This window comes from Pseudomonas putida, assembly GCF_001636055.1.
In the GTDB taxonomy this organism is placed as follows: Bacteria; Pseudomonadota; Gammaproteobacteria; order Pseudomonadales; family Pseudomonadaceae; genus Aquipseudomonas; species Aquipseudomonas machongensis.
The window spans coordinates 4532590-4545464 of sequence record NZ_CP011789.1; the positions used below are offsets into that span (position 1 = coordinate 4532590).

A 12875-nucleotide genomic window follows, 5' to 3' on the forward strand; every position below is an offset into this window, starting at 1 on the left:
TGCGGCGCTTTTGCAGATGCAGCGACAATGCTCAATCAGTGCGTTCGATGATCGCCGAACCCCACGACAAGCCGACGCCAAAGCCACTGAGGGCAACACGCTTGTGGGTCGAACCCAGCACATGCTTCTCCAGCAGCAACGGAATGCTGGAGGAAACGGTGTTGCCGGTCTCGACCATGTCCTTGACGAACTTGCCCTTGTGCGCGCCCTCATCGAAGCGCGCCGACACCGCATCGACGATGGCCGCGCTGCCCTGGTGCAGGCAATACAGGTCGATGTCGTCAGCCTTGAGCTGGCTGGCCTCGAGCAACTGGTTCAGGTGCGCCGGTACCTTCACCAGGGCGAAGTTGTAGACCTGACGACCGTTCATGAAGAACTTGCCATCGGTGGTGCGCAGGTGCTCGGCACCGGCACCGTCGCTACCGAACAGCGACTTGCCCAGTTGCCAGGCCGCGCCCTCGCCCATCCAGGTCGCGGTGGCGGCATCACCGAACAGCATGGTGGTATTGCGGTCTTCAGGGTCGACGATCTTCGAGTACGGATCGGCGGTGATCAGCAGGCCGTTCTTCAGGCCCGCAGCTTCCATGAAGCCTTTCATCGCGTACAGGCCGTAGACATAGCCCGAGCACCCGAGCGAAACGTCGAACGCCGCAACATGGGTCGCAAGCCCCAGCTTGTGCTGAACGATGGCTGCGGTGTGCGGCAGCCCCTCGGCGTCGCCATTCTGAGTGACGACGATCACCGCATCGATGCTGGCAGGGTCGAGCGAAGGATTGGCGGCGAACAGATTGCGCGCGGCCTCGACACACAGGTCGGAAGTTTCCTGCTCGCTGTCCTTGCGCGGCAAGAACGTGGAGCCGATCTTGCCGAAGATGAAATCCTGGTCCTTGCCGAATTTGGCGCCCTGGGCGTAGTTGTCTACCCCTTGAGTCGGCAGGTAACTGGCGATGCTTTTAATGCCAATCATGTGGCTTCCCGTTCAATAACAGCGAAGTAGCCCACGGCGTACGCAACGACGAAACGCCAGGAAACACGGGACGCCCCTGTTCCTGACCACGTTGATGGCTGCGCGACGGCGGCTCCTAGTTTGGACAATATACAGTGAAGATGCGCGAAGTGACTCTCAAGTCACGCGTTTTTTGTCGAATGGACACCGCAGCGTCACATCCTCACTGCGGGTCACTCCCTCAATCGGGTAACCAGGCGCGGCGCCAGCTCTCCAGTCGCGTCCCTTCGAGCAGCCACTGCCCACGCACCGCCGCCTGCAACGCATCACCCAATGCCGCCGACGCGTCGCGGTCGGACAAGTGCAGACGGATCGCCTGCAGCCACTCGTCGGGCTGGTTGCCCGCACGCGACAGCGGCAAGGCATCGCCTGCGGCAAAGCCCGGCACTCGACTGCAGATCACCGGATGACCACAGGCCGCGTGCTGCAACACGCGCATGTCGCCAGAGCAGGCGTTTTCCATCGAGTCGGCCATGGGCACCAGAGCCAGATCCAGATTCAACGCGGCCAGGGCCTCGCCGAGATGCCCTGGCTCGACCGCTGCGTGCAACTCGCTGACGAACGGCTTCAAGCTACCGGGACACTCACCCAGCACCACCCACTCGACTTCACCAGACAAGGCCGGCACTACCTGTTCGAGCATCTCGTCGCCCTTGCCGGCGATCCAGCCAAGACGTGGCAAGTCTCCTGCGCGTCGCTCGCCCTTCAGGCGGCCCCAGCCGACCGGCAAGGCGCTCTCCAACACCCGGATATCGTGGTGCAGCCCCTGCAGCCGCTCGGCCAGCGCAGGGGTCGACACCAGCACCCGGTCAGCGTGCATCAACGCCGCCTGCAGGCGCTGCAGCAGATCCTCGCTGGACTGAAACTGTGCAAGCTCGGGATAACGGTCGAGCACCACCACTTTCAGCGCCCGGGAGAATGCACTCAGCCGACGCAGGGTCAGCAGCCCTGCATCATCCAGCGGTCGCTGCAGGATCACGCTGGTCGGGGCAAAACGCTCCAGCTCCACCGCAGACAACAGCCCGACGGTCGCGGCGCCGTCGAGCAACGCGTTTTCGCACAGCGCACCCAGCGGATGGATCAGACGCGACAGAGCCTGCTCATCCTGCTCGGCAATGCAAGCCAACACCCGCGGCACCTTGCCGAGCAGCGGTCGCCAGCTCAGGTCATTGCTTTGCAGCACGAAACCTTGCCCGGCACGCAGCGAGAAATTGCCGTTGTAGGCCGGGTCATGTGCCAGACGCGGCAACCAACGTGCATACAACGCGTCGTGCTGCTCTTCGTTGGCAAGCGCATCGCGTGGCGCATCCAGCAGCAAGCGCGCATGCGGCGTCCAGACATTCAGATAGCCAGCCTGATGCAGTTTCAGGCACAGGTCGACATCGGCCCAGGGCGCCAGTAACTCGCTGGCATCGAAGCCACCTGCCTCGTGGAACAGTTCGCGCCGCAGCATCAGGCACTCGCCACCGACTGCAGCGAAGTTCTGCTCCAGCGCCAGGCGCGCCATGTAGCCTGCAGACTGCGCAGGCAGACCGGCGAACGCCGGCCCCACAGAGCCGTCGATCCCGAGCAGCAAACCGGCCTGGCGTACCGTGCCGTCACCAACCAGCAACTTGCCACCGACGGCACCGACTTCGGGGCGTTGAGCATGATTGAGCAACGCCGGTAACCAGTTGCCATCGAGCACCGCGGCGCGGCCGTCGAGCCAGACCAGATAATCACCCCGCGCCTCCTGCGCAGCCGCATTGCACAACGCAGCCCAAGGCTGGCCTGGCATGTAGCGCAGCACCTGGAAGCGCCCAACGCCGATCTGCACGACCATGTCCAGCCATTCGAGCAGCGCCGGGTCTTCGCTGCCCGCCTCGATCAGCAACACCTCGAACTGCTCATGGGCGGTGTGCGTCAGCAGGGTTTCCAGGCAACGCTGGAAGTCGACCAGTTGTCCGCGCAACGGCACCATGATGCTCACGGACGCGACATGTGCATGGCCGTAGTCGATGCGATAACCACCCGGCACGTCGTCAAGGGCGAAGACCCGCGCCCGTTCATAGCCGCGCAGGCGCAGGTGATGCTCGATGACCGCCTGCTCGTCGGCACAGGCCGCCAGCGGCCCGCCATTGCCGATCAACAGAGGCTCGGCGACATGCATGACACTGCCCAACCCGCGCTCAAGCAACAAACTCAACTGAAGGCCAAGTTCGAAGGCTCGCCCGCAGTCGCTGGCGAACCCTGCCGCCAGCGCCTCGCGCCGATAGATCCAGTGCCGCGACAGGCTGCCCGGCATGGCCAGCAGCAGGTCGAGGTTAAGGTCCGGACGCAGCGCCAGCTCGATTTCCCCTCCCTCTCGGCGCAGCCCTTCGTCGGCGTACACCGCCTGGCAGTCATCGGCCGCATCGAGCAAACGCACCGCCAGCGCCAGCAGCCCGCTGGCGACGATGGTCTCGCCAGCCTCGACCAGCAGGTACCAGTCACTTGCGCTATCGCTCAGCAGCGTGTTGATCGTCGCCACCGGCTCACGTGGATCGCAGGCATGCCATTGCACACCGACACGCTGCGGGTCGCACTCACCCAGCACATGCACCTGCAACTGTCGATACAGGCCACGGTCAAGACTCTCCAGGGTCTGCAGCAGTGCCTGGCGGTCAGCATGATCACGCACCAGCACGGCAAGCTTGGGCGCCTGTGGCCCGGACAACTCCTGCTGCAGGCGCTGTACCTGGGCGGGCAGCGGATAGCGCTGCCGCAGCCAGTCGAGCATGCCGTGCCGGTTGCCCGCGGCTTCACGCACGGCTGCGTCCTGGGTCTTGGCGATGAAGGTGTCCAGCTGCTGCCAGAACGATGCGGTGCGTTGCACATAACGCTGCAGGCCATCGCCAACGGTGGCCCGGGCCTGTTCGAGGGCGTGCGGCTGGTCGGCCATGGCAAAGCCGACGCAACCGAAGAAGCTGTTCTCGAGCACCTGCTGATCCACGCCATGCCCCGGCATGAACAGCACCGGGCAACCACACAGCACCGCGATCACGCAGGTCATCGACCATTCGTAGGTGTACAGCACCTCGGCATGGCGCAGCACCTCGGCCAACTCCACCAGGCTCAGGGCATTGGCCACGCTGAGCAGGCGAATGCCTGCAGGCAACTGGTCGTAGTCGATCATCTCCAGCGGGTGGCGGTTCTGGTAGAGGTAGGCGCCCTCGCGAGCACAATCGGCAGCGCCGGCGGCGAACAATTCGATGTCAATGGTGGGCAGGCACAGCAGGTCGACGTTGACATCGCCACGGGCCTCGGCAAGGCGTTCGGCGTAGTAGAAGATCAAGTCGGTCGCCGCCGCATTCATGCTCTTGCCGCTGATGAAGCTCTCGAAGTTGAGCATGTAGCGCGCCACCACCGGGCACTCCAGCGGGTTGCCGCTGACCACTTCGGGATAGACCGCGATCGGCACCTTGCCCTCGGCCAGGTGGCGGCGGGCGACGGCCGGGTCGAACAGCGGCGTCTTCAGGTCTGGATTGACCACATCGGTGCCGTAGATGTATGCCTCGCGGCCATTGAGGTTGAGCATGTGGCAGAGGTAGTGCATCGAAACGATACCGGAGGAGGTATCGCGGTAGGCAGGCGCCAGCAGGTAGTAGGGATGCCCCGGCTTGGTGAACATCAGGCGCAGGCGCGTCAGCGCCTGTTCGAGCGAAAGAGCATCCAGCTGCGCAGCGGTCGACATTGGGGGGCGAACTCCAGGATCAGGACAGGTCGCTGACCATCACGGTGGCGGCCTGTCAATAATTTGCCAGCGGGCATGAAAAAGCCGGGCTTAACCCGGCTTTTTTGCAATTAGCGCGCCAGTCACCCCAGCTGTGCCAGCCACTGCGGTGCACCCGCGGCGCTCTGACCGTCGAGCCGCGCAACCCCCTGGAACGCGCCGGGCCATTGCTCGGCCAGCGCCTGCACAGCTTGCCCGGCAGGCACCACCAGCTCGTTGCCCATAAGCCTGGCACGCGGCGTCCACACTACCATCAGACCGTTGCTGCGTACCGCCAGGCACAGGGCCAGGTCCGCCGCACCCGTTGTCGGCAGGCCACCGCACAGCTCGAAGGTCTCGCGGCTGATCATCAGGCAATCGCCGGACACCGCCGGGCAATCACGGACCGACAGCGGCCAGCGCGCCGCGGCGCTGCGTGCCGCCGAGGCACCGGCCCACGGTGCATTGACCTGCCCGCCGTCGAGCAGCTCGTAGCCAGCATGCAGCAGGACTTCGCCACGCCCCCACAAGCTGGCCCCGACGATCCCCACCTCGGGGCGCTGGGCCTCGTTGAGCAGCGACTCGATCCAGGCTGGAGTGATCACGTGGCAGCGCTCGGACAGCAGCACCAGGTAATCGCCACGCGCCTGCCCGGCGGCCAGCGCCAGCAGTTGCTCGCGCGAGGCATGCGCCTCACCGGCAATCAGCCGCACGCGTGTGCCAAAGGTCTGGGCAATTGCCGCCTGCCCTGCGCTGTCGTGCCCCGGCAAGGCCACCACCACTTCGAAGCGCGGGTAACGGGTGCGCTGGAAGATCCCGGTCAGCGACACCTGCAGTTGCGCGGTATCGCCCTCGCCCGCCAGCAGGATGCTGACCAGCGGCGTGGCGGTATGACGGAAATCGATGGTCAGGCCTGCACTGCCCTGGTCGCTGATCTGAGCGCGGTAGCCCAGCTCGGTCAGGTGGCGGTTGAGGACCTTGGCCGCTTCGTCGGTCAATGCCTGCTCGGGCTGCTGACCGATGACCAGGTAGTCGTCCATGTGCGCGAGACAGCCGACACCCTGATGCTGGACCAGACGCAGCAACAGGTCGTACTCCAGCGCATGACGATAGGACTCGCTGTAGCCCCCCAGATCGACCACGGCCTGGCGACGCACCAGCCAGTGCCGCGACATCAGGCCTGGTTGGCTGCGCAGCAGGTCCAGGTCACTGCCCGGACGGGTCACGTCAAGCAGACGGCCTTCGCTGTCGCGCTGCACCTCATCGGCAGCGATCGCCTGGCAGCCCGGCGCCTGGGCCAGCTCGACAGCCAGGCGCAACAGGCCACCAGCCAGCAGCACGTCGCCAGCATCGAGCAGCAGCAGCCACTCGCTGGAAAGCTGTTTCACCACCTGGTTCAGGTGGCTCGCCCAGTTGCCTTCGTTGACCTGGATGAAATGCAGGGTATCGCGCGCGGTGGTGATGGCCGGGGGCTTGCCGCCCTTGAGCACCACCAGCTTGAAGTTGCGCAGGCCGCTGGCCAGCAGGCTGTCGAAGGTGGCCTGCAGCGCCTGGTCGTCGTTTTCCAGGTCCAGCACCACGAAGGCGATCTGCGCAGCCGGGTGGCGCGCCAGGAAGCTCTGCGCGCGAGCACGGTCGGCTTCAGCCGGGGTCGCGGCAGCAATGGCGGCCAACACCTTGCCGGACGGCGTCGTCTCGAGCAATGCGCGGGCATCAGGTGCCGGAACACTGCCCAGACGCGCCAGCCAGTCCCGCATTTCGCGAACATGATGAGAATCTTTGGCGCCGGCCAGCAGCGGCACCAGGCGCTGGCATACGTCCTGGTTGAACAGGCCCAGGCCCAGCGCTTGCAGGTAGCGCTGCTGCAGGCTGTCGTTGGTGTCGTTCGGATGCACTTGCAGCAGGTCGTGCTGGCGCACCCAGGCGCCTTCGAGCGCATGCAGATGACGCTCGCCAGTCGGCCAGGCATGGCAAAGGAATTCGATTTCGCTCAAACGCTGGAACAGCTTGCCGTTGTAGTACGGCAGCTCGACATACTGGCGCGGCTCGAAGGTCTGCTCAGGGTCGTCGATCACGCTGGCCCAGTCGGAGCTGAACAGCAGCGGCGCCTCGCCCTGATCGTAGCTGCTGCGCACGAAACGGTTGAGCACCACGAAACCTTCTTCGCCGGCACACACACCCGCCGCTTCATCCCACTGGCGCAGGCTGCGCACGGTCTGGGTCAGGCGCTCTTCGCGGGCGGCTGCGCCCAGGTCGTTGCTCAGCAGTTCGCAGACCACATCGGTCTGCTCGAGGCTGCCGATCTCGCCTTGCAGCAGGATCGCGTAGCCCAGCGCCACACGCCAGCCTGCGGCGTCCAGCGCTTGCGGCAGGCCTGCCAGCGCGGTCTGCAGGGTCGCGACACGCAGCACCGCGCGCCAAGCCTGTTGCCCGCTGTGACCATAACGGCGCACGCGCGCCAGAGCGTCTTCTGCGGCCTCGGGCGCGGCGAATGCACCCAGCTTGTGGTAGCTGAGCTTGCAGTTGCCCGCGGCATAGGCCAGGGCATGCCCCTGTACACCCTTCACCTGGGGCTGTGCAGCCAGATAGGCAGCAGCCTTGCCCAGCGCATCGGCGAGAACGAAGTCGGCATCCAGCGCCAGGCAGACGAAAGGCGTTTTCACCCGCTCGAGCAGTTCGCCGAGTTGGCCTGCCGGCTCCAGCGCCAGGCACGCAACGCCCTGACCGGCGTAGTAGTGGAGTGCGCGGGCGCGGTGATCCGCCTGGTCATGCCCAAGCAGGACAACGGTCACGTCGGTGTGCGAGCCGGTTGCGGTATCGATCATAAGGCACCTGTTCAAGAGGTCGGTTCTGCGCAAGGCCTGGGCCCGGCGCCTGGATTTCAGTCAGCCAACCAGGCGTTGGCCCAGTGCTGCAGATGATGTTCGGTGAGGACGTAGTCGCTCAGTACCGCCTCGCGCAGAGCATCGCCCTGGCGATAGCTGGCAGCCGGGTCGTCGAGGTGCATGCGGATCGCTTCCAGCCACTGCGCCGTGGTGTTGTCCGCCACCCGGGTGCACGGCAGGTAGCCGGCATAGGCCTTGGTGTCGGTGCAGATGACCGGGAAGCCGCAGGCGCCGTATTCGAGCAGCCGCAGGTTGCTCTTGCAGTCGTTGAACAGATTCTGCTCCAACGGCGCCAGGGCCAGGTCGAGGTTAAGGCTGGCCAGCTTGCGCGGGTAGTCACCGAACGAAATGGCCGGGTGAAACTCCTTCACGTAAGGCTGCAGCATCTCGGGGCACATGCCGAAGAACACCCAGTCGACTTCGTCGGCCAGTGTACGCACCACCTCCAGCAGCAGTTCCAGGTCACCGCGGTGGCTGGTGCCGCCCGCCCAGCCTACACGCGGCCGCGCGCTGGTCTGACGCTCACTGCGCAGGCCCGTCCACAAGGAGGCGGCGAGCATGTTGGGGACCACACGGATGTCGCTGTGCATGCTCGACAGGGCATCGGCCAGCGGTTCGGTAGAGACCACCACGCGATCGCACAGGCCGATGGCTTCGCTGACCAGCTCGCGCATGTTGCGCGGCAGGTTGCGGGCGTGATCGTTCTTCTTCGGCGGATCGATGATGTAGTCGTCCAGCTCGTAGATGCGCCGGGTGTTGGAGAAACGCTTGAAGCGAGCGATATCGCGCAGGCTCGCCGGGGTGTAGCGGCACTGCAGGATCACCACATCAGGTTTTTCCCGCTCCAGCTCGATCAGGCTCGGTGCGCTGTAGTCGATGCGCCCCTGGATCCAGCCGGCCTTTTCCAGCTCGGCGAACGGCTGCGATACACGGTAGTGACCGATGGCGGAGGTGCTGCTGGGCAGCCCCATCACTGACGGCATGGCGCGCGCAATGAACGGATCCCAACCACCGCGCAGGCCCGGCTCGAAGTTGAAGTTCGGCAGCTTCAGGCTGAGGTTGCGATTGTAGGCGGGATCGAAAGCAACCCATGCCAGCCAGCGTTCATAGAGCCGCTCCTGATCGGCCAGCAGGCTTTGCGGTGCGGGCTGCTCCTGAGCGGGCACCGGCACCTGGGCGACTCGAGAGAACGGCGTCCACACCGACAGGTAGCCCGCTTCGCGCGCCCGCAGGCACAAATCGGCATCGAACAGCGATACCTCGAACGCCGCAGTATCCAGCCCACCCAGCTCGGCGAACAACGCTGCGCGCACCAGCAGGCAGTCAAGGCCCAGGGCGCTCCAGTTCTGCACCAGGCTCAGGCGGTTCATGTAGCCATCGGCATTCACCGCACAGCTCAGGAACGGCGTGCCGGCAGTGCCGTTCATGCCCATCACCAGGCCGGCCGAGAGCACCGAACCATTGTTGTCGAACAGCTTGGGGCCAACCATGCCGACTTCCGGGCGCTGCCCCAGATGCATCAATTCCTGCAGCCATTGGCCGTCGAACAGCACGCAAGTGGCATCGAGCAGCAGCAGGTATTCACCGCGCGCCTGACGGCTGGCCTCGTTGAGGCTCTGCGCCCGCCCGGTGGCATCCGCCTGGCAAACGCGCAATTGATCACTGCCCAACCCCTGCAGGCCGCCCAGCCAGTCGCGCACCTCGGGGGATGTCTCGGTGCTGGCCACCAGCAACACTTCGAAATCGGCGTAGGCGGTATGGGCGAACAGCGATTCCACGCAGCGCATCAGCACCGCCAGCTCGCCCGCGGCGTGGATGAGGATCGACACACTGGCAGCTTGGGGGTGCAGGTAGGTGACCCGCGTCATCATGCTGCCTTCGATACCCGAAACCCGCGCCTGCACGCCCAGGCGCTCGAGGTGTGCTTGCAGCACACGCGGGGCCTGCACATGCGCCTGCGCATCGTTGAGCCAGTCGGCGTAGCTGTGGTGACACTGCACCAGCACTTCGGCGATGTGCTCGACTACCTGCAGGCCGTGGGCCTCGACCATGCGCCAGAGCAGATCGTGCGGTGCCAGGCTGGCAAAGCCTGCGTCGAAGCCGCCCAGTTCTTGCAGCGCCTGGGTGTTGAAGGCGAGCAGCCGACCGACATAGGGCAGGCTGCGCATCAGGTCGAGGTTGAAATCAGGCTTGAAGATCGGGCTGGAGGGCGCCAGGTTGTCGTTGGCACCTTCATCTATGTAGAGGCACAGGCTGTCGTCACGCAAGGCCATGCGCTCGGCCATGATCACCAGGGCGTGAGGGTGCAGGCGGTCACCGGCGCGCAACAGCAGCAACCAGTCGAGCTCAGTGGTAGCGGCCAGCCACTGGTCGAGCTCGGCGAAGCCTTCTGCCTGGCATTCCAGGTGCCGGGCCTCACCCTGCACCTGCGCGGCCAATGCCGATGGGCCCAGCACCAGTGTGCGACGGGCGGGATAGGATTGCTCCTGCAGGCTCTGCAGGGTGGTACGCAGGGCCCTTTCGTCCCCTTGTGCGGCGAACACTGCTACGGCAATACGTGGTTGCCTCGGCCATTGCTCGATGCGCTTGGGTAACAGGCTGACCTGACCTGCCGACAATTGGCGCGACTCGAGCCATTCGGCGTACAGCTCACCAAAGCTGAGGCTGTCGGTGCCGATCTGCTGGGTGAAGTTGGCCATCTGCCCGGAGAAGAACCGACGCAGGTCGACCTCGTCCCAGACCTGGTCAGGCGCACCGGTGTAATCGCTCAACGGCAGGCTGCGCACCCAGCCATCGGCAGGGGCTGGCTCGCCGGTCGACTCGGCAAGCATCTGCATCAGCCATTCGGTCTCGATCTTGGCCGCCTCGACCATTGCCCCCTGATGGCTCAAACGCCCCGGGTACACCCGCTCCAGGCTCAGCACCTGGTCCAGGCTGCACAGGTGGCCGCGGCGCAGCAGGCAGGCGTATAGGGCGATGTCCAGACGCGCGGCAAAGCCGTGTCCATCCTGAACCAGTGCCGGCAGGTAGGCTTGCACTTCGCGGCGGCGCATCAGCGCATGGCTGATCCCGCCAAACAAATTGGGCACGCCATCGGCAACGCCTTCGAGCAGGTCGGTGCCATTGATCACGGCACTGTTCACGGAAATGACGAAATTCAGCCAACGCGCCGGAAGCAGCACATCGTCGGCTGCGCACAGCAGGCGCTGGCAGATGACCATGCTGACCTTGGCGTGATCGCTCAGCACCCTGGCCTGCTGGCTGATGCAGGCGCCGAACAGTACGTCGTCGTCACAGAGAAACTTGATCAGCTCGCCCGACGATTGCTCCAGGCAGCGCTGCAGGTTGCGGGCAAAACCCAGGCGCTCGGGGTTGCGCACGTGACGCAAGGGCACCGTGCAACCGGCACGCAGCTCTTCGCAGATTGCAGCGATCTGGTCACCGCGACTGTCGTCGCAGACCACGATCTCCAGGTTCGGGTAATCCTGGCCGATGGCGCTGACCAGCGTGGCGCGAAAGAACTCGGGATTGAACGCGGGGATGGCGATACTGACGAGGGGTTGTGCGTTCACTAGGACTCACTCAAGCGATTGAACCGCGGGACCGGCTGCCACCCGGTCCGGCGCTGACCGGCGGGTGGCGAGGCAGGCTCGTGGGACGATCACCCCGCGATCACCCGCACCAGGGTTCAGATGTAGTTGACCAGCGACAGGCCGGCGATCTTGGCGTAGGACTGCAGCGAGGCCTGGAGCATGTTGGTCTGCATCTGCAGGCGCAGCATCACCGTGGCCGGGTCGCTTTCGCGGATCGAGCTTTGGGTCTTGGCGTTCTCGTTGCCCAGTGCTTCGTTGGTTTCGGCCTGGACATCCAATGCCGCGCCGCGACCACCGATGGCGCTGATCGAGGAACTCACCTGGTTGGTGGCACTGGCGATGTTGCCGATTGCCGAGTCCAGCGAGGCGAGGAAGTTCTGGCGCGCCTTGGGGTCGCTGTCCATCGGCACGCTCAACGCGGTGCGCAGTTGGCCAATGGTGTTGAGCATGTTCTGGTTCTGGTGGGTGTCGACCTTGATCGCGAACGAGTCACCCGCATTGGGTGCACCGGACAACTGGAAGCTCACGCCGGAGGCCGTGGCGGTGTTGCCCGCCAGGGTGCCGGTGGAGATCGGCCGGCTGTTGTCGGTGAGCGGCGCTGCATACAGCTCGAAGTCGGTGGCGCTGGTGAACTTGAGCACCGCGCCGCCCCCTGGGAACGAGGCGTTGTACTGCGCCTGGTTGCTGATGGTGGCGTTGTTGACTTGGGTGCCGGACGTGTTGCCCGGGCTGCGCGAGCCAGCGATGGCGTCGGGCTTGGAGCTCAGGTTGAAGGTGTGGCCGGCAATCGCGGCATCCGGGTTGTCGCCCGGCTGCAGGGTGATCTTCAGGCGCAGGTCGACACCGCGGAAGGAGATCGTGCCATTCTCGGCATTCGGGTTATAGGTCCCGCCCTGTGAGGCTTCCAGGGTCACGTCGTTGTTGCCCGAATCGAGGATTCGGTACTGAGTGCTGCTGAGGAACTCGACGCGGTACGGCTCGCCACTGCGGAAGCGGTCGTTGAACGTCGCGCTGCCGGACACCTGGCCGTTGGACAGGCTGACCCGGCCATCATCGACCGCCGGTGCGGTAAGGGTAGTCTGGCTGCGGCTGGTGTTGAGTGCCTGCTCGAAAGCATCGAAACCGGTCTCGTTGGCCGCCAGGCTGAGCATGTCGCCCACCTGCAGTTTCAGCTGGCCCTGGTCGCCCTGGTAGCTGTAGGTGCCGTCAGCGTTGCGCACGTAGGGCGGGGTGTCGCCCTTGGAACCGGAGAACAGGTACTTGCCGTTCTCGTCCTTGCTGTTCATCAGCGAGAACAACTGCTCTTCCAGCGAACCCAGCTCGTCGGCGTTGGCCTTGCGGTCGGCGTCGGTGAAACCGGCGTTGCCCGAGCTGATCGCCAGCTCGTTGACCCGCTGCAGCACCTTGCCGATGGCATCGAGGGTGCTTTCGGAGGTGCTCAGCGAGTTGCGCACATTGGTGATGTTGCTCTTGTACTGGTCGAGCATGTTCTGTTGCTGCTCGAGCTGCAGTAGGCGCGAGGCGCCCACCGGATCGTCGGCTGCAGTACGCACGCGGATGCCGTCGCTGGATTCCTGCTGGGTTTTCACCACGTTGGAAAAGCCGCGCTGATAGTTGGCGCTGCTGGTGTTGTAGAACTGCGAAGTGGAAATGCGCACGGT

Annotated in this window: 5 protein-coding genes; all 5 read right to left on the bottom strand. The window is 65.0% G+C overall.

Annotated elements, in window-relative coordinates; genetic code table 11:
- Positions 1-31: 31 nt before the first annotated feature.
- Positions 32-967, bottom strand: a complete 936-nt coding sequence (locus AB688_RS20320) for a ketoacyl-ACP synthase III (RefSeq protein ID WP_054891892.1) — start codon at positions 965-967, stop codon at positions 32-34.
- 220 nt (positions 968-1187) lie between these two features.
- Complete coding sequence (locus AB688_RS20325; RefSeq protein WP_063545689.1) at positions 1188-4718, bottom strand: glycosyltransferase; 3531 nt, start codon at positions 4716-4718, stop codon at positions 1188-1190.
- A 122-nt stretch (positions 4719-4840) separates the two neighbouring features.
- Positions 4841-7561, bottom strand: coding sequence for a hypothetical protein (locus tag AB688_RS20330; protein ID WP_063545690.1), 2721 nt, complete (start codon positions 7559-7561; stop codon positions 4841-4843).
- 56 nt (positions 7562-7617) lie between these two features.
- Positions 7618-11193, bottom strand: a complete 3576-nt coding sequence (locus tag AB688_RS20335) for a glycosyltransferase (protein ID WP_063545691.1) — start codon at positions 11191-11193, stop codon at positions 7618-7620.
- A gap of 116 nt (positions 11194-11309) precedes the next feature.
- Positions 11310-12872 carry a flagellar hook-associated protein 3 gene (locus AB688_RS20340; RefSeq protein ID WP_063545692.1) on the bottom strand — a complete coding sequence of 521 codons (1563 nt, stop codon included), beginning with the start codon at positions 12870-12872 and terminating at the stop codon, positions 11310-11312.
- Positions 12873-12875 lie beyond the last annotated feature (3 nt).

Coding starts and splice junctions, on each gene's coding strand:
- AB688_RS20320 (WP_054891892.1), bottom strand. CDS start 967: ATGATTGGCATTAAAAGCATCGCCAGTTACCTGCCGACTCAAGGGGTA.
- AB688_RS20325 (WP_063545689.1), bottom strand. CDS start 4,718: ATGTCGACCGCTGCGCAGCTGGATGCTCTTTCGCTCGAACAGGCGCTG.
- AB688_RS20330 (WP_063545690.1), bottom strand. CDS start 7,561: ATGATCGATACCGCAACCGGCTCGCACACCGACGTGACCGTTGTCCTG.